This is a genomic window from Olivibacter sp. EAT-5, from assembly GCF_044784325.1.
In the GTDB taxonomy this organism is placed as follows: domain Bacteria; phylum Bacteroidota; class Bacteroidia; order Sphingobacteriales; family Sphingobacteriaceae; genus Olivibacter; species Olivibacter oleidegradans.
The window spans coordinates 1,129,345-1,148,173 of record NZ_CP173028.1; the positions used below are offsets into that span (position 1 = coordinate 1,129,345).

Sequence of the window (18,829 nt, forward strand, 5' to 3'; positions counted from 1 at the left end):
GTAAATAAAGCAGCATCATTATGAAACAAAAAATCAAAAGTCCTGATCAAAACATTGAGCTTGCGGCACAAGATAAAATCGCTGATAATATAGAATCTCATTCGGCAGAAGAAATGGACGCGCTTTATCGCTACTGGCTGGCTTATTCTTATCCTTTTGTGCCTATGATCGATTTAACCATTATCTATGATGAAATAAGAAAAATGGTAAAGCATTGGCTCGTAAAGAAAAGAGAACATAAAAACAGTTACAAAAATAAAATTCATGAAAACATATAGGTCGATCGCGATACTGGGAGTCGTACTAGGGCTGTCGGCATCATCGCTCCGTGCCCAAGATGCAGTAACTACTCAAGTAATGAGTTTGGAAGAAATATGGAAGCTTTCTGAAACAAATAACCGACAACTTAAACTATCAGCCTTAAATCTTCAGCAAAGCAAATTGGAAGAACTTGAGGCCAAAGACCACCTGCTACCGGAGCTTTCGGTAGGGGGAGATGTAAAACTCAATTCCAAATTCCTTATTTATGATGGTGGATTTTTCTCCTCCCCGAGGGATGTGCCTGTAAAAGGCTATGGCTACGGAGTGGGTTATAATTTGAACGTTAACATCTTTAATGGTGGTAAAGACAGAAGAAATATCAAGATAAAGCAAGAAGAAGAGGCGCGTCGGCAATATGAAGTTGACTTGCAAAAGTACAACGTAAAATACAATGTTGCCGTGGCCTATTTCGATCTGTATAAATTGTTACACTTTCGGGATTTTATGGCTGCTGAAATTATTGCGGAGCAAAAACAATTATCACTGATCGAAAGCTTGCACAAAAACGGCATTGTGCTAAAGAGTGATGTGCTGAGAACCTCGGTAAAATTGTCGCAACTTGAATTAAATCTATCGGATATTGAAAAGAAGATCGATATCGCAAAACAACGTCTGAACATTTTTATGGGACGTGATAACGAAGAGGAATTGCAAATCTCCTATCAAAACAATGCTGAAATGGATAGCATCACAGATTTCGGTTTCGGGGCTTATATTGACATTGCACTCAACCAATCGCCGGACTACCGAATTGTCAAAAGCGACATCAACCAGAGCGAGTTAAATATCAAACAGGTAAAAGCTACCCTCTTGCCAAAAGTTTCCTTGTATTCTTATTACAATTATACCTATCCGCAGATTTCTTTTTACCCTTACTCGAATGATCTATGGGGATTTGGCCAAACAGGGATCAAAGTGCAATTTTCCATCGATAATTTATATAAAAGCAAACATTCCGTTGCTCGTGCCGGGATTGTAAATAATAAGGCAAAAGAAAAAGCCAAGATTAAAAAAGATGAAATTTCCCTTCAAGTAAAAGAAGCTTATCTGCAACGGCAACAGGCTTTGGAGAGCGTAGAAACCGCAGCGAAAAACATCATCGAAACAACCGAAACGGTTCGGGTCATACGGAACAGTTATCTCCATCAGGAATCACTCCTGACCGATCTTTTAGAGGCTGAAAACACCTTACTGGAAGCAAAATTTAGTTTAACAACCGCACAAACAAACGTAAAACTTAGCCGCATCCGACTACAGGCAATCGTAGGGATTCTTTAATATAAATATCATGAACAAAAATAAAACCGATAAACTGATCGTCCACCTAACGAAATGGTTTGGCATCGTCTTATTCATCGCGATCGTCATTTGGGGAGCCGTCTATTTCTTTAAGGGATACCGCTACGAACAGACGAATGATGCACAGGTGGATGCGTATCTGTCACCCATTAATGCAAAAGTAGGTGGCTATATCAGCAAGATTTATTATAAAGACAATCAGCAGGTTCAAAAAGGAGATACACTTGTGGTTATTGAACTTGATGAATATGGCCTAAAAAGAGATGCCGCATTGGCCGAACTAATGAGTTCGCATGCCAAATTACCTATTTTGACGGCGAATGAAGAAACACAAATCAAAAGCATTGAGGTTATAAGGGCACAATTGGCAGGAGCAAAAGCGAGGCTGAACCAGCAGCAAAGAGAATTTGACCGTTATAAAAATCTACTGGCGGATGAATCTACCACACAACAAAAATTCGATAATGTCAGCGCCTCTTTGGCGATCACACAAGCTGATTATAAGCAGACAAAGGCGTCCTTGCAGGTAGCCGAATCCAAGTTAGACGATCTCGGCGCGCAGCGTAAAGCGATAGAGGCAGAGATAAAAATCAAGGAAGCGCTACTTGAAAGACAGGAACTGGACATTAGATATACGGTAATCACGGCCCCTTTTGACGGACAAATCGGTAAAAAGACCATTCAGGAAGGGCAACTGATACAACCTGGTCAAACACTGGCATTCTTGGTCAACGGCGCAGAAGAAAAATGGGTGATCGCTAATTTCAAGGAAACGCAAGTGGGCAGCTTCAAGGTGGGACAAACCGTAACGGTAGAAGTGGATGCTTTTCCGAATGATAAGTTCAGTGGTCTTATCGAATCACTTTCGCCTACCACTGGTTCGCGTTATTCATTACTGCCACCGGACAATGCCACCGGCAATTTTGTCAAAATCATTCAACGCATCCCGGTACGTATCAAACTTACCGATACAGCTGAAAAATTAGCAAAACTCTCTGCCGGAATGAATGCCAATGTTTACGTTTTAAAAGATTAAGTATGCAAGCACATAAAATTCCGATTTTCAAACCTTGGGTTTCTGAATGGATGGCAAGATCCGTAATATTTGCCATTTTAATGACCTGCCTGTTCAGTTTCGCCTACTATAGCAGTCCCGTTTCGGCAATGGGTTTTTATGGTGTACAAGCTACAGATGTCCAATATGCCATGGTGCTTCTCTATGGTTCAACCGTAGCCTTTTTGGCGTTGGATTTTCGCATTGTGAAGTATTTTGCGCCGAGGAAATACTTGTTAATAGCGCTTGCTATCAATGCCCTCTGTTCCGTCATCTGTTTTCATTCCAAAGACTGGACACTGTTTGTGATCTGTCAGTTTGTACAAGGTATTACCTGCGCATTGATGTCCGGAATCGTCCTACAGCTCACCTTTCCAAGATTGCAGTCGACACGTGCACGGGTAATTGCCTATAGTCTGCTCTACGGAAGTATACAGATCGCTATCCCGTTTTATTCCATCTATTCCAGTATAGTGCTTCATTTTTATAATTTCAACTGGCTATTTTATGGTCTCATTATCATACTCATCGTACTCACGCTGCTTGTATTGTTGACCATGGATAGCAAAGCGCGGTTTACCAAAAAGATACCACTTTATCAGGTGGATTGGGTCGGTTATCTATTTTATGTTTCGTTTATTTTAATACTTGGCTATATCCTTGTTTACGGTCGGCAATTGGGCTGGTATGATAGCTGCTTAATTGTTCTGCTTAGTCTGGGTAATTTAGCCATTCTTACGCTGTTTATCGTCAGAGAATCAAAGCTTAAACGTCCATTGATCGACCTGCAAATTTTTAAGGCCAAGAATTTTGTAATTGGGTTACTGTTGCTTTTTGCGTTTTATATTTTCAAAGGAAGTACCGGGCTTGCTTATGGTTATCTTGAAGTTATTTTAGGCAATGATCCGCTCAATACGATCCCTATTTGGATAGCCGTCATTTCAGGAACTGTACTGAGTATGTTTATCACCTCCCGGTTTATACTAATGGGGTTTAACCTGATAAGAATCATCATCGTAGGTTTTGGTTTTATGGCCTTGTATTATGCGTATATGCTTCTTTTTGTTTCTGTACAGGGTGAAACAATGGATTTAATGCTGCCTATGTTTATTTATGGTGTAGCCACAGGCGTTTTATTTGTCCCAATTGTTTCATTTACTGCATCTACAGCACCGCCAAAGATTGCGATCAATGCATCACTTGTAGGAATATTGGCGAGATTCACCGGGTTTACAATGAGCTTGGCGCTCAATAATGAACTTCAATTGTTTGCCAAATCGGCCGTTAGGGAAAAGATTCGGGAAACATTGACTGAAACGAATCCTCAATTACCTGTTACTTTACTGGATATTCAAAACCAATATATGAATGCGGGGAATGACGGGTATATCGCAAAAGGCGTTTCGGGCGGATATTTTAATCAATTTGTAGGACAACAAATATTGGCTCGTGCTACCCGGGATTATTATGATTTGATGCTGCTGGGTGTAGTATGCATTATTGTGATCCTCTTATTGTTTCCACAGATTCAACAGGTAATACTTAGATTAATGAAAGGAAATATACCGTATTAGCATGTTTAGAAAAAGATTGGAAGTTAGATCTTAATCGGAAATTCTGTTTTGATTTCGAGGTCTATGGTGAAAGAAGCCATACTGGTAAAGTGCTGAGATTGATATTTATCTTTCAGTTGAGGAGTAGAATCGGTCATGCATTCAGCGGTTTATTACACTAAACCGCTGAATGCATGAATAACACATTACTTCCGGTACCATAAATGCGAATCTTCTGCCGCTGCCCAAAATCCTTCAAAGTTGGCTTCAATTTCATTTGGATTTATCTTGCAGCTATCGATCGCTATAAAAAAGAAAAAATAATCCCAACTGATGGTGAATAGAATCGTTTTGTTTTGCGGATAAAGATAATAGTGTTTAAACCCGATTTGATTGATAAAGGATGTTTCATCCAAAGCAACTATGTCCAGCTCTTTGGTTTCATCATAAAATTCGTCTGTCACCACAATTTGGGAGCAATCATACTTTTTTAAAAGCTTATAAATTTGCTGCTTCGTAAATACATCAAACGCCCCTTCGGTAGGATGAAAGATCCCTTCACCTTCAGTATAGTCTTTCAGTATTTGAAGTGCCTTTGGTGTTTGAAACTCTTGCCTCAAGGCACCAACCGAAGTCATCAATGCTCGATTAAGCTCTTTATAGTCAGCTAGGCTTGTTTTATTCAAGATTTGTTTCCATGTCACGGGCTTGCCTCCATGGCATATTTCTTTGTCGGATGGATAACTTTCGTCATTGGCATAAATGACGCGTGTTTTGCTTGGACGAAGGCGATTTAGAATTGGATTTTGCTGTTGTGCTTCTTCTAAAGAAAGAACCTTTTTAGATGCTTTACTACGGCTGGACACCTCCGCATTATTCAGCTTAAAGAAAGGTATTAAACCGATATAGACCGCATCAAAATAGGAGGAGAAATGCTGCAACAATGGCTTGTTCTCCTCGGGGTATAAAAAATTTTCTGTAAAAATATCCATGATTATCAGTCATCTAATTTATTAATTTTTTAGCCTTTTTCGCGGAGATGAGTTGAACTGCAAGCTCAGTACCACCTTATCGGATTAAAACCGGTTTCTCGCTAATTCCCAGCCGCTTAAACACGGCAATACCTGTGAATATCAACCTTCTTCTTCTTCTGTATTCTTGATTTTCATAAGTAATGTATATGCGTTTTTGAGCACCACCTTAGATGCCGACGTAATCTCATTACTCTCTATTTGCCGGTGTTTATCATTCAGCATTCCTGGCTTTACCTCCACCATCCGGAATTCTCCGGTGTTTTGGGCCACAAATACATAATGTTTGTTCTCCCACCTGACAACCGCATCCTCCGGTACGGTAAGTGCCGGCATATCCTTGATTGAAACTTCGGCATTCATGAACATGCCGGGCACAAGCGAGGTGTCATATTTTTTGAAATGGCAGTGTACCTCTGCCATGCGATTGGCATCAAGTGTTTTATTGATCAGGATGACTTCGGCATCAAATCTTCGATCCGGTTCACTATTGGAATAGGCGGCTACTTGCTCGCCAACAGCCACGCTCGCCAAATCTTTCTCAAATACGTTTAATACCAAATGGATATCACGCGGATCTACCAGCTCAAATAGTACATCGGTTGGAGCAGTATATTTGCCGACCGTTACGTTTACTTTGGACACAAAACCATTGATGGGCGATAATACCGCTACACTTTTAGATATATTGGATGCGTTCAGGTTATTGATATTGATACCGATCAGCTTTAGTTTTTCACCCAACGCATTCATTAAAATTCTTTGGCGCTCCATTTGGGCATTTGCCTGCTGGAAGACTTTATCGCTGCTTGCTTTACTGCTATTAAGTTCACGTTGACGAATAAACTCCTTTTCTGCCAACTCAAAGTCGGTCTTCGCCGTTAGGTAATCTTGCTGTAATTGAATAAACTGCATATCTTCCATGATGGCCAACACTTGTCCCTTGCTCACATGTGTTCCGGGTAACATCGCTGTGGATTTCAGATACCCTCCCATAGGAAAGCTCAGGCTAATAATATTCTGGGGCGGCACCTCTACTGCTCCTTGCAGTGTAAGCTTGCCACTTACGCTGCCCGACTCAGGGTTGCCGACTTCGATGCCGACGCTTTTTAGCTGCTGCGAAGTGAGTCGTACAGTTTCAGTAATAGGACTGATCGTACTGTCTTTTTGGCTAGTCGATTCCGTCTCTTGCTTATTTTGATTGCTGCATGCCGCCAGAAACCAAAGGCAGATGCAACTGTATATAAATGCTTTCATTTTAAATTATTGATCGTTTAATTTTTGTAATTGGATAACGGCCTGGTTATAACTGCCGAGCATATTGATGTATTCGTTTCTGATGGTGATGGCCTGATCTACCAAGATAACCCACTGTAGATAATCGATTTCTCCACCCTGAAACTGTTGGTCTGCCGTAGCAATGATCAAATCTGCATTGTTAAGTCCTTGATTTTCGTAATATGCGAGACTCTCCTCAAATTTCTGCACCTGAGCGCGGGCGTTCGTAATTTCAGCATGTAATTGTAATTGAACTTGATCAGCTTTTTTTATTTGACTCTGCCATTGCAGCTTCGCTGCCGCTACTTTAGACGATTGCGCTTTGAAGAACAATGGAATGCTTACTCCCGCGCTGAAATAATTGAAGCGATCCCTACCGCTGAAAAGAACATCCTGCCCGTTCACATTCTGAACTCCTTGCAGACTCTGGTTGTTGTAACCTATTGTGAGATCTGGAAGAAGGCGGGCACGCTCTACCCGCCACCGGCTGCGGGCAGCTTCTTCCGCATGTCTGGCCAGCGCGGCCGCCGGAAGCTCACCGGTCACAACGGAATCATCTATTAATGATTGAGCAACAGCAACTTTCGACTGCGCGAGATCGGGAACGTACATCATACTATCCTGTAAATACAGATTAAACTGTTTGTTCACAATAGCAAGGTCTTTTTCAAGCATATTCAGCTGATTGGTAATTTGCTGCCTGTGGGATTGCGATGCCGTTTTTTCCAGGATATTGGCCTCGCCGCTCTCAAAACGCTTCAGTGATTTGGCCTCGAATAATCGGTAGATACTATCTGCATAGAGCAGCAGCTGTTTCCGCTTATTCATTACAGCGTAATCGAAAAATGCAAACCTGACACTGGCTTTAAGCTCCTGCTCGCTCAACCTAGTCTGTGCACGTGAGGCTTCGAAGTTTGCCTGCAGCATCTTTTTCTGATTAGTATATACGGTGGGAAAGTTGAAAGATTGGCTCACGCCGATCCTATTGTCATTGTATATGCTGTTAAATTTCCCGTAATCGCCGGACAATTGCGTCTTAGGCAGATCGAACCCGCTGTGCTGCAGTTCTTCAACGGCTTGTTGTTCCATGCGTGTACTCTGCAATTGCCTATTATTCCGTATTGCCATCTTCAACGCGCTGTCAAGGCTTATTTTTACCGGCTGCTCCTGTGCGGTAGCCGGATAAGCAAGGAACATAAATACAATGATCGCACTTAAACTTTTATTCATGTTGAGCTTAGCGGTTCTGTTAAAGAGCAGGTACAGTGAAGGCAGGACAAATAATGTTAACAGGGTGGCTGTTATAAGCCCTCCGATCACCACCGTGGCCAAAGGCCGCTGTACTTCCGCCCCGGCGCCATTGCTGAGTGCCATGGGTAGAAAACCGAGCGAAGCTACCGCCGCTGTCATCAGTACCGGACGTAACCTGTTACGGGTTCCGGTCATCACGAGCTGCTTCGGATCGCTTATTACGCCTTCTTTTTTTATTCGGTTAAATTCGGAAATCAGCACGATCCCATTCAGCACCGCTACGCCGAAGAGGGCAATAAATCCGACACCGGCAGAAATGCTGAAGGGCATGCCTCTTAAGGTTAGGGCAAATACTCCGCCGATGGCTGACAATGGTATGGCAGTATAGATCAGTGCGCCCTCTTTAAAGGACGAAAACGCAAAATATAGCATTACAAAAATGAGTAAAAGCGCAACCGGGACAGCGATGCTCAACCTGCTCTTAGCCTGTTGCAAATTTTCAAAAGCCCCCCCGTAGGTTATACTATAACCTGCATCTAACTTCATTTTAGCGCCAATCTTCTGCTGGAGTTCTTCAACAATGGTTTGTACGTCACGTCCCCGTACATTGAAGCCCACAATAATCCGCCTGCGCGCATTTTCGCGTTGTATCTGATTTGGCCCTTCGATCTCCTGTATATCGGCCACCTGATAGAGCGGTACCTGAACCCCCATAGGGGTAGATACGGGCAGGTTACGGACATCTTCTATGCTTTTTCTCCCCTCGCTGCTAACTCTTACCACCAGATCAAAGCTTTTTTCACCTTCGTAAACCTTTCCAGCCTCGGCACCGGCAAAGGCTGCGTTGATGGTACGGTTTAGGCTTTCGATATCCATGCCGTATTTAGCGATCTCACTACGGTTGAAATCAATGACGATCTGAGGCATACCGGTCACTTTTTCAACATAAAGATCGGCTGTTCCATCCACCGTTCTTGCAATGGCGCCCAGCTGATCGGCATAGATCGCTAGTTTCTCGAGGTCCTCACCGAAGATTTTACAAACAACGTCTTGTTTTGCGCCGGTCATGAGCTCATTGAACCGCATCTGAACGGGATACTGGAAGCCGGTGGTTACACCAGGCATAACTTCCTGTGCAGTCGCAGCCATTTTACCGGCAAGCTCCGGAAAAGTTTCCGCGCTGGTCCATTCTGATTTCGGCTTCAGCACAACAATCATGTCTCCCCCCTCAATAGGCATAGGATCGGTCGGGATTTCGGCGCTGCCGATTCTCGACACCACTTTCTCAACTTCGGGATATTGCGCTTGCAACGTTTCGGCGATACGGTCAATGGCATTAATGGTGGTACTAAGGTTGGTGCCCACCAATAATCTGGTTTCGACGGCAAAATCGCCCTCTTCAAGTTGGGGTATAAACTCGCCGCCCATGCGCATGAACATAAACACAGACACACCGAACAATATAAACGCGAACATGACCAGCGACCGACGGATCGATAAAGCCTTCTCCAACATTTGCCGGTACCCATTTTCTATCCGTGTCATGATACGGTCGGACAGATTCGGCTTATGCGTTATCTTTTTACTGATGAACAGCGAACTTACCATCGGCACGTAGGTGAGCGAAAGGATAAAGGCTCCCAGAATGGCAAATGCCACGGTCTGAGCCATTGGCTTGAACATTTTTCCCTCTATCCCCGTAAGGGAAAGAATTGGTAAATATACAATCAGGATAATGATCTGACCGAAGACGGCCGCATTCATCATGCGTGATGCGGACTTGGTTACTTCGCAGTTCATCTCCTCCTGCGAAATACTAGTGACATCGTTATATTTTTTAGAAAAATGAAGATGGTGCAGAATTGCCTCAACGATAATGACGGCACCGTCTACAATGAGTCCAAAATCCAAGGCCCCCAAGCTCATCAAATTGCCACTTACACCGAAGGTATTCATCATGGTTATGGCAAAGAGCATGGATAAGGGAATAACAGAAGCTACAATTAATCCCGCCCGTAGATTCCCTAAAAAGAGTACCAGCACGAGCACGACGATCAATGCACCCTCAAGCAAGTTGTGCTCTACGGTGCCGATAGCGTTGTTAACCATCTTGGTGCGGTCAAGGAAAGGTTCGATCGCTAATCCCTCAGGAAGGGTCTTCTGTATCTCAGCGATCCGTTGCTTAACGTTGTTGATAATTTCGGAAGAGTTTCCGCCTTTGAGCATCATCACAATGCCGCCGGTTACTTCCCCTAAACCAGCCATGGTTAATGCTCCATAACGTATAGCTGAACCCAAACGGACTTCGGCTACATGGCTGATGAGTATGGGCTGCCCGCCATTACTCTTTACTACGATTTTATTGATGTCTTCAATTGATTTGGTAAGGCCAATGCTTCGAATATATAGAACGGAGGGGCCCTTTTCAATATAGGCACCCCCGGTATTTTGGTTATTTCTGCTCAGAGCGGTAAAGATATCGCTTATAGTTAGGTTGAGTGCCTTGAGCCTTGCCGGGTTTACCGAAACTTCATATTGCTTAAGTTCACCTCCGAAGGTAGAGACATCAGCTACGCCGGGTGTACCCAATAGCTGCCTTCTTACGAGCCAATCCTGTGTAGAGCGGAGGTCAGCCAAGGTGAATTTATCTTCATACCCTTTTTTGGGTTTTAACACATACTGATATATTTCGCCCAAACCGGTAGTTACCGGCGCAAGGGACGGAACATTGGCATTTTCGTTGATTTCTACCTGCGAAAGCCTTTCAGTAACCTGCTGGCGCGCCCAGTAAACATCGGTACCTTCGTCAAACACAATCGTGATAAGGGAAAGTCCGAATCGGGACATACTCCTGCTCTCCTGTATGCCCGGAACGTTACTGATTGCTAGTTCTATCGGAAATGTAATTAATCGTTCTACGTCCTCTGCACCAAGGGACGGGGCTGTGGTAATAATCTGGACCTGGTTGTTGGTTATATCCGGAACGGCATCGATGGGTAGTTGGGTGATCTGGTAGCCGCCATAAACTACCCACAGCAACATGAATATACCAATTGCCAGTTTATTTTTAACTGAAAACTGAATGATTTTATTTAACATGGAATTTGAAGTAAATACATGAAAACACATACCGGCCCCCTTACGGCGGACAGCGCTTTTGCAGGGAACATTCCCTGCATGTCATGATTAAATGTATTTACACTCTGGGAGGGCGAAAGAGCGAGTTCTGTTCTGGGCTGAAGTATACAACAAGCCGATCCCGTGCAAAGTCGAGATTAATCGGCCAGTATTCGGGCTTGATAGCAAATGATTTATCGAATGCTACGAAAAGGAAAACGGGAGTATGGATATCGAACTTTTTAAACGGCAGTTGCATATCCTTTTCGTCATCATCGTCGTTAAGGTCTTGCCCCCAATAGTGCATTGAAAGGTACTCGGTAAAACTAACCGTTGGTGAAAGCGTTTTATGTTCTATAAAATGCCTGTATAAACTTGGCAGCTTTGCCAGTTGATAGAGTGAGGTTGCCTCGCTTATCAATAGTATAAGCATTATATAGAGAAAAAACCTTTTCACGCAGCAAAAGTAAAGTTAAGTAATAACCTAAGCAACCCTATCTGAAATTAAAAAGGTAATTTTTTTATTATTGTCATCTATTTAATGGTTATTAATTGATTGCAAACTTTTCAACGGCTTTCGGATCGAAATTGTTAGTGTAACGAATTTTATGGATATTAGCCATACTTAGCCTACAAATCATTCAATGAAATGGATTACAAGAGAACGGCCCAAGATCGATAGAATAGCCTGCCCCTGGCTGATAAAGCGGTTTATCGACCCCGGTGCGGAGATTGTTTTTGTCCCGGCCGAAGATGTGATCCGGGTGGCGGAACAGATAGGTGCCACACCCTTTGATATACCTGGTGTTGAATATAGCCATTATGAGGATAAATGCACTTTCGATTATTTCATCAAAAAATATGAGCTGAAAAATCCTGCGCTCGACAGGATCGCCAAAATAGTCCGTGGTGCAGATACTGACCGGCATGATTTTGCGCCACAGGCTGCAGGCCTGGAAGCGATTTTTGCCGGATTGGTTTATAATATAAAGGACGACCGTGAACTGTTAGAGCTGGGAATGATTATCTACGACGGTCTTTACAGCTGGGCACAGCATCTTTTCAGGCAACGGCATGGAGGTGATAGTCCGGTGGAACAACTACTTCTGCAAATCTACCAACGGTACCTGAAACAACGACGCAAGGAGCAGATGCCGGAATGGGTGGTTACTCTCAGGGAGCTGATCCAGGATCAGGTGGACACCAACATGAACCTGACCCTTCATCAGCTTTCCGATGAACTTGAGCTCAGCCCTACTTACCTCTCCAGAGAGTTTTCAAAATATTTTGATAACGTTAATTTCGGTGAATATATCCGTAAAAAGCGTATCGAGAAAGCAATCGAATTGATGGCCGATCCGTCACTTAATCTTACGGAGATTGCTTACTTGACCGGCTTTTCGGACCAGAGCCATTTTACCCGGATTTTTAATAAACACATGGGCTCCAATCCCTCGGTGTATCGAAAAAAAATAATCAAAGGTAAAGGATATACAAAAGGGTAGATAATGTTCTATTTTTCGATGGCCCTGTTCATTATTCTTGCATAAATGTTAGCAAGATCGATGAAGTACCTAAAAGAAAAATCTTATACCCTCTTCTATAAGACCACTGTATCGGTTACACTGCTTCTGGCATATTCAGTCGGCGCAGCATCACAGGAGATTGATGCACGGGTAAAGGTGACTGCCTATGTCGGCGTTGTGCATCCGATTGTCACTTATGCATCGGGCGATTTCACACCAAATTTTAAAGATCGATATGTAGTAGGCATGCCAACCGGCATAAACATCCGCAGGGATGGGCATCTAGGCTTTTCCTTGGAGATGGTGCCTTATATCAGCGTACAGCACGGAAAGAGCAGGATGAGTAATTTCCTGTTTCATCCCGGCGCGCTTTTTCCGCTGGGCAAGGGCTTTACCTTTATCGGAAGGGCCGCCTTTGAAACTTCGGGCAGGTTCGGCTTCACACCGGTTCTGAGCAAGGTCATCACCAAGGGGCATTCGGGAAATCTATTTCTGGCAGTTCCGGTCCCGATCCGTTTCGGCAATGAACATACCGCCTCCGTGACTGCCGCTTTTCAGTTCGGGTTCATCTTTTAAACAGCAACTGCTATATGCCTTCTAGAATTTTTAGAAATAGTAATTTTGATCTTTTTAACTTTATTAAGCTAACTTCTCTTTGTCTATCGGCTAATACATTAATTTGACTACCAGTTTGACCACCTTGAGTTTCTCACCACCGCAACTTTACATCCAACACGAATGAAATGAAATTTCAGTTGCCTTATAGCGTATATTTATTCCATACATTTTATTGCCCTTTACCACACAAGCGGTTATCTGAATTGTTTATTCAGAAAACATCGATTATGAAAACATTCACTTTAACAATACCGGGTTTAGGCGACTTTAATGTTAAGCCGTCCGGCGAAGAGAATACGTTCATCTTAACGGAAGACATTGGCGATAGGTCATATGTAATAAACAAAGATACTGACGGTAATTGGTTCATGAAAACTTCAGAAGGCGCGACGACTACAGAAACTATGCTGAATCAAGACACCATTGGAAAGCTAATTGAAGATCGTATAGGCTAAACGGTCAGGTTCAATCACATTACGAGTAAAGCCGGAGTGGAAAATAAAGCAGCGATATCTGTTGCAATTTTTTATTCACCGTTTTCGGGTTCTGTATTCTTTTTTGTCATCTTATACTGGTGCAGCCGTTGCGCAGATTCGATTGAATGGGACTTATGGATATCTTTTTCATTTTCGGCTCTATCGGAAATGATCTGGTAATACTTATGCAATGTATCAAGTTCTTCCTCGCTCAGATCCTCAATATCTACAAGCCGGTTACTTGCTTTGCGACTAGCCGCTACCAGCTCGTTCAGTTTTAATTGAGTAGCTTTTGAATCTTTATTCTGGGTTTTCTGTATAAGAAAAACCATTAAAAAAGTAATGATGGTGGTGCTGGTGTTTATGACTAACTGCCAGGTATCTGAAAATCCAAAAACAGGACCCGACGCAGCCCACCCAACAATAAATCCTAAAGCGATCCCGAATGCCCAGGAAGATCCCGTCCACTGGGTAATTTTATTTGCCGCCGCTTCAAACTTTTCACTAAACTTACTCATATTCTTCTATGTTGTTCCTATCCCTTGCATTCTTGATGTTCTTGACATCTACTATATCTAGTTGTTTTCTACTGGAACAATCAAATGCATCGTTTAGTTGAAGCTTTTTTTATTTCATAAACCTAATGCCACGCAGTTTATTGATTTTCTCGAAGTTATCTTTGTGTTGGCAACGACAAATTGTTAGCCATTAGCTGTACAATAATTATTGCCCACGGTTTTCCATTTCAATCCCCAATGATGTAAATCCAAAATGATGGCTAAGAGTTCTCTCCCCTTTTCAGTCGTTGTGTAGCGAATCTGTGGCGGTGTGGTATCCGGAATATCGCTAGCAGTGATGAGTGATTCTTCTTTTAATTCTTTAAGCCTTTTGCCTAAGATCTGATCGGAAAGCGTGGGGAAGTTTTTTTTCAACGCGGTGAACTGAGCGATACCTTCATTGATACAATATAATAATTGCATTTTCCATCGCAGTGAAATACTGGCCAGTACGTCATTTACGTCGCAGGCTTCTGCTAATGTCTGCCGATTTTCGCTGTTGGTCGATAGTTCTTTCCGGGGGGTTGCCATAGTGTAATCTTGATAATTTTTACTCACTTTGGGATGAGTTATTGTGTTGCCTAACACCTCACCATACTTTTGTAGTCTTCGTTTAATCATACAAATTTATTAAAAATGAAACCTCCGCGGTAGTACCGCTAACACAAAAGGTAAAAAAAAAGGAGGTTTCATAAGGCAGTTAAGAAACAAAATATTTTAGAATGAAACAGTTTAAAAGCGTAGTATTACTACTATTATTGGTAAGCGTCCATATCTTTGCGACGGCAAAAGCTCCCAAAAATAACCCGGTATTTGTACTCGTTCATGGCGCTTGGCATGGCGGATGGTGTTGGTCGGACGTAAAGCAAAACCTTATCGACAAGGGCTACGAAGTTTTTACACCAACACTTACCGGACTTGGTGAACGTAAACATTTGGTTAGCGAAAAGGTAAACCTGGATACGCATATTGACGATATTGTCCATCTGATAGAAATGGAAGATTTGCACGATGTTTACCTGGTTGGACATAGTTATGCCGGTGCTGTTATTGCGGGCGTTGCCGACCGTATTCCGGAACGATTATCGAAATTGATTTTTCTTGATGCGATGATTGTTGAAAATGGACAAAGCGCTATTTCTCTACAGCCCGACGGTGTGCAGCAACTACAATTAAAAAACATCAAGAGGAAGGAGAACTTCGAACCTTTTGATGTGGCCTTATTTGGTGTTACCGATGCTGTTGTGGCTACTTCGGTTAAGAAAAGATTGACGCCTCAACCTTTTAATACGTTTGCTCAACCACTGAAACTAAAGCATAAATATGGGAATGGCCTACCGCTAGTCTATATCGCATGTACCCGCCCACAACTGCCTATAATGAAAGAAATGAGTGATAAGGTTCAGGCAGACAAAAACCTGAGTTGGCAACATATTGAACTTCGCACCGGCCATGACGCGATGATTACCGCTCCAAACGAATTGGCCGACATTTTTGAGGGATTAATCAATTAACTAACGTTGACGACAAGGGTGTAGGGGTACCAATCCAAAGAACGGTCAGTTGACTGAAAGGCAACGGTGAAAGCCAGACCTTGTATAAGGTTTGATGAAAGATTTCTAGCCGGAGAAGGGAGCTTGTAAATAGGTAAAATCATCAAGATATCAATATATTTGATCGCAGAAAGAAGCTTACATTTTAATTCGGGAGAATAGCGATGAAACAAGGTAGAATGATCATAATTACCGGTTCGCCGGGAACAGGTAAAAGTACAACGGCATCCATAGTGGCTAAGGCATCTACTTTATCAAAGTCGGTACACCTGCATACCGATGACTTCTATCACTATATCTGCAAGGGGGCAATACCGCCATTTCTACCGGAATCACAGGAACAGAACTTAATTGTTATTGAAGCCTTTTTGGAAGCTGCAAAACGTTTTGCACGTGGTGGATTTGATGTAGTTATTGATGGGATTGTTGGCCCGTGGTTCTTAGGCCCGTGGTTACAAGCGGTACAGGATAATTATGAAGTACATTACATTATTCTAAGAGCGACAAAAGAAGAAACGATGAAACGGGCAATCAATCGTTCCAAATTAGACGAGGAGACGAACACGGAGTTGGTGGAAAAGATGTGGGAGCAATTTAACAACTTAGAGCACTATGAATCAAATGTCATTGATACAACAGATCTATCCATCGAACAAAGTGTTGCGAGAATAAAAGCTGAGATTGAAGAAAAATCTTCTTTACTTATCCACTTGATGTAACCGTCCATGTACGAACAGCGTTTCAAATACGCTTATCGATAGTTTGTTACATTCGGAATCATTGCCGCACGATACATTCTCTTACATATCTTTTCCACAAGGAGAGGTCTTTCAACAAAGAAATTTGTAAACTTGTGCTCACGTAAATTTTATGAAACTACGCTATTCTGATATAAGGAAACATTTGCGTGTTAACAGATTAAATGGCTCCGCAGACAATGTTGCCACCCTAACCCACTATTTGCAAAATCAGGATCTAGAATCGAGCGCGACATATGAGCAATATGCGCACAGTTTTTACGAAGAACTTCAACGGAATGTCCCCGAATTCGGAGATATATCCATGCAGCACCTTAAGTCGATCAAGTGGGATATTCCTTTCCCCTCTCCTGACAGGCCAAAATTCACATTTATAGATCTTTTTGCGGGGATTGGAGGATTTCGATTGGCTTGTCAAAATCTCGGAGGAAAATGCGTGTTCACCAGCGAGTGGAACGAGAGCGCCAAAAGAACCTATGAAGCTAACTTTGCGGAAGTGCCTTTTGGAGATATCACCAAAGAATCAACAAAAGCCTTTATTCCAAAGCAATTTGATGTTTTATGTGCAGGATTTCCTTGCCAGGCTTTCTCCATTGCCGGAAAAAGAGGTGGTTTTGAAGATACTCGTGGAACGCTTTTTTTTGATGTTGCGGAGATTATCAAGCGACATCAGCCGAAGGCCTTCTTTTTGGAAAATGTAAAAGGGCTTAGAAATCACGATAAGGGGCGCACTTTAACTACGATATTGAACGTGTTGCGGAATGACCTAAACTATTTTGTTCCGGATCCGGAGATCGTCAATGCCAAAAATTTCGGAGTGCCACAGAACAGGGAACGCATTTTTATTGTGGGTTACCGCAAAGATTTGGGGATAGATCGCTTTGAATATCCTGAACCCTTGGATGAACCGGTAGCCATCGAGGATATTTTTGAAGAAGAGGAAGTCTCCGTGAAATATTACTTGTCAACGCAATACTTAAAGACGTTAAAAGAACATAAAGCCAGGCATGAAAGTAAGGGTAATGGCTTCGGATTTGAAATCATACCAAATGATGGCATTGCCAATGCGGTTGTTTGTGGAGGCATGGGAAGGGAACGAAATTTAATAATCGATAATAGACTAACGAATTTCACACCGGTTACAAAAATAAAAGGAGAAGTGAACCGAGAGGGAATCCGGAAAATGACTCCTCGCGAGTGGGCTCGTTTGCAGGGTTTTCCGGACACGTACAGAATCTGCGTATCCGATGTGCAGGCTTATAGGCAATTCGGAAACTCAGTTGCCGTGCCCGCAATTCAGGCCACAGCTGAGAAATTGCTGGAACAATTAAATTTGCAATAAAATGTGAATTTTAACCTCCTTTCAACTATTAATAATCATCAGAATTAGGAAAGTGCATTGGGTGGAGGGCCTCCTGCGGGTTTACCTTTACTTTCAGGTAGGGGCACATACTCTTCATTATCCATGGGTGGCAAATCGATACGCCCTTGTTTCCAGTCTTCTTTGGCCTGTTCAATCCTTTCTTTTCTACTGGAAACAAAATTCCACCAGATATACCGATCACCTAAGTGTTCACCGCCAAGCATCATCAACGTAGTATGTTCTTTGGCAATAATCACCGGATCAACACCCTTAGTAAATACCATGAGTTTTCCGGCGGTATAGATTACTCCATTTACTTCGACACTGCCCCTAACAATGTAAGCGCCTCTTTCGCTATGCCCGGTAGGCAGGCCAAAACGGACGCCCTGATCCAGTATAACGTGCACATAGAACAAGGGTGAGTGCGTTTTGACATTACTTTTCAATCCGTATGCATCGCCTGCAATCAAACGCATCCAAATACCTGTATCAGTAAATACGGGCAATTGTTCGGGCTTATAGTTGTCAAAGGTAGGATTGCTTTCTTCATCCTTCTCGGGAAGTGCTACCCATGTCTGTATCATTTCCAGTTCGCCTCCGTTCAGCATTGCGGGATCTTCGAAACGTTCGCTATGGGCAATGCCTTTTCCGGCAGTCATCCAATTTACTTCGCCCGGTTTTATCACTTGTTCTACGCCAAGACTATCTCGGTGGGTTACATTGCCGCTGAACAAATAACTTACCGTAGATAGACCAATATGCGGATGCGGCAACACATCCAGTTTATTGACCGTCGCTGCCGGAATATTTACCGGTCCGCCATGATCCATAAAAATAAACGGCCCAACCATTCTGCGAAGTTGATAGGGAAGAATACGTTTAACGGCAAAACCGGGAGCAATTTCGGCCTGTCTGGATTCTATAATGATATCAAGCATATGACATTACAACTAGTGAGACGTAAAGTTAAGGACATTAACGAAAGCACAAAATAACATAGGATAAGAAAATGCTATTAAAGGAGGTAAAATCCATTAGTAGCCATGTGATGGCTTTTAGGGGTCAGAACTTTCC

17 protein-coding genes are annotated in these 18,829 nt (G+C 42.7%); 10 read left to right on the forward strand and 7 right to left on the reverse strand.

Translation table 11 applies throughout. The features are described 5' to 3' along the window. The first annotated feature begins 20 nt into the window (after window positions 1-20). The 4 genes from ACH11B_RS04660 to ACH11B_RS04675 are packed head-to-tail and all read left to right on the forward strand — an operon-like array spanning window position 21 to window position 4,248. Window positions 21-278 (forward strand): hypothetical protein, encoded by a 258-nt coding sequence (locus tag ACH11B_RS04660; RefSeq protein WP_013664189.1) that lies wholly within the window; start codon window positions 21-23, stop codon window positions 276-278. Continuing rightward, on the forward strand, window positions 265-1,599 hold the full coding sequence (locus ACH11B_RS04665; RefSeq protein WP_377611882.1) for a TolC family protein: 1,335 nt from the start codon (window positions 265-267) through the stop codon (window positions 1,597-1,599). Before ACH11B_RS04660 ends, ACH11B_RS04665 begins: the two co-directional genes overlap by 14 nt. Window positions 1,600-1,609: 10 nt before the next feature. After that, on the forward strand, window positions 1,610-2,656 hold the full coding sequence (locus tag ACH11B_RS04670) for an HlyD family secretion protein (RefSeq protein ID WP_377611884.1): 1,047 nt from the start codon (window positions 1,610-1,612) through the stop codon (window positions 2,654-2,656). A 2-nt stretch (window positions 2,657-2,658) separates the two neighbouring features. After that, window positions 2,659-4,248, forward strand: coding sequence for an MFS transporter (locus ACH11B_RS04675; protein WP_377611886.1), 1,590 nt, complete (start codon window positions 2,659-2,661; stop codon window positions 4,246-4,248). 185 nt (window positions 4,249-4,433) lie between these two features. On the opposite strand, the gene ACH11B_RS04680 is transcribed toward ACH11B_RS04675, so the two are convergent. The 4 genes from ACH11B_RS04680 to ACH11B_RS04695 form a co-directional block, all read right to left on the reverse strand. After that, window positions 4,434-5,219 carry a DUF2711 family protein gene (locus ACH11B_RS04680; RefSeq protein ID WP_149105061.1) on the reverse strand — a complete coding sequence of 262 codons (786 nt, stop codon included), beginning with the start codon at window positions 5,217-5,219 and terminating at the stop codon, window positions 4,434-4,436. A 141-nt stretch (window positions 5,220-5,360) separates the two neighbouring features. Further along, window positions 5,361-6,515, reverse strand: a complete 1,155-nt coding sequence (locus ACH11B_RS04685; protein WP_377476581.1) for an efflux RND transporter periplasmic adaptor subunit — start codon at window positions 6,513-6,515, stop codon at window positions 5,361-5,363. 6 nt (window positions 6,516-6,521) lie between these two features. Then, window positions 6,522-10,886, reverse strand: a complete 4,365-nt coding sequence (locus ACH11B_RS04690; protein WP_377611888.1) for a CusA/CzcA family heavy metal efflux RND transporter — start codon at window positions 10,884-10,886, stop codon at window positions 6,522-6,524. 97 nt (window positions 10,887-10,983) lie between these two features. After that, window positions 10,984-11,337, reverse strand: a complete 354-nt coding sequence (locus tag ACH11B_RS04695; RefSeq protein ID WP_013664197.1) for a hypothetical protein — start codon at window positions 11,335-11,337, stop codon at window positions 10,984-10,986. A 211-nt stretch (window positions 11,338-11,548) separates the two neighbouring features. On the opposite strand from ACH11B_RS04695, the gene ACH11B_RS04700 reads away from it, so the two are divergent. The 3 genes from ACH11B_RS04700 (at window position 11,549) to ACH11B_RS04710 (ending at window position 13,503) form a co-directional block, all read left to right on the forward strand. Continuing rightward, the gene (locus tag ACH11B_RS04700) at window positions 11,549-12,409 is read left to right on the forward strand and encodes a chromate resistance protein ChrB domain-containing protein (RefSeq protein ID WP_377476586.1); all 861 of its coding nucleotides are present in this window, start codon (window positions 11,549-11,551) and stop codon (window positions 12,407-12,409) included. A 60-nt stretch (window positions 12,410-12,469) separates the two neighbouring features. After that, on the forward strand, window positions 12,470-13,006 hold the full coding sequence (locus ACH11B_RS04705; protein WP_377611890.1) for a hypothetical protein: 537 nt from the start codon (window positions 12,470-12,472) through the stop codon (window positions 13,004-13,006). 269 nt (window positions 13,007-13,275) lie between these two features. Next, window positions 13,276-13,503 carry a hypothetical protein gene (locus ACH11B_RS04710; RefSeq protein ID WP_013664198.1) on the forward strand — a complete coding sequence of 76 codons (228 nt, stop codon included), beginning with the start codon at window positions 13,276-13,278 and terminating at the stop codon, window positions 13,501-13,503. Between the two features lie 71 nt (window positions 13,504-13,574). Here the strand turns inward: ACH11B_RS04710 and ACH11B_RS04715 are convergent, their stop codons facing one another. Together ACH11B_RS04715 and ACH11B_RS04720 are read right to left on the reverse strand one after the other, a co-directional pair. Further along, on the reverse strand, window positions 13,575-14,042 hold the full coding sequence (locus ACH11B_RS04715) for a low affinity iron permease family protein (RefSeq protein ID WP_013664199.1): 468 nt from the start codon (window positions 14,040-14,042) through the stop codon (window positions 13,575-13,577). A 183-nt stretch (window positions 14,043-14,225) separates the two neighbouring features. Beyond that, complete coding sequence (locus tag ACH11B_RS04720) at window positions 14,226-14,702, reverse strand: winged helix-turn-helix transcriptional regulator (RefSeq protein ID WP_377611893.1); 477 nt, start codon at window positions 14,700-14,702, stop codon at window positions 14,226-14,228. 101 nt (window positions 14,703-14,803) lie between these two features. Between ACH11B_RS04720 and ACH11B_RS04725 the strand changes: the two genes are divergently transcribed. The 3 genes from ACH11B_RS04725 to ACH11B_RS04735 all read left to right on the forward strand — a co-directional run bounded on the left by ACH11B_RS04725 (window position 14,804) and on the right by ACH11B_RS04735 (window position 17,734). Beyond that, a complete protein-coding gene (locus ACH11B_RS04725; protein WP_377611896.1) occupies window positions 14,804-15,595 on the forward strand; it encodes an alpha/beta fold hydrolase in 792 nt (263 codons plus the stop codon). Window positions 15,596-15,798: 203 nt separating this feature from the next. Next, window positions 15,799-16,353, forward strand: a complete 555-nt coding sequence (locus ACH11B_RS04730) for an AAA family ATPase (protein WP_377611898.1) — start codon at window positions 15,799-15,801, stop codon at window positions 16,351-16,353. 151 nt (window positions 16,354-16,504) lie between these two features. Then, complete coding sequence (locus tag ACH11B_RS04735) at window positions 16,505-17,734, forward strand: DNA cytosine methyltransferase (protein WP_013664203.1); 1,230 nt, start codon at window positions 16,505-16,507, stop codon at window positions 17,732-17,734. Window positions 17,735-17,778: 44 nt separating this feature from the next. Here the strand turns inward: ACH11B_RS04735 and ACH11B_RS04740 are convergent, their stop codons facing one another. Continuing rightward, window positions 17,779-18,693 (reverse strand): pirin family protein, encoded by a 915-nt coding sequence (locus tag ACH11B_RS04740; RefSeq protein ID WP_013664204.1) that lies wholly within the window; start codon window positions 18,691-18,693, stop codon window positions 17,779-17,781. Window positions 18,694-18,829: the final 136 nt, after the last annotated feature.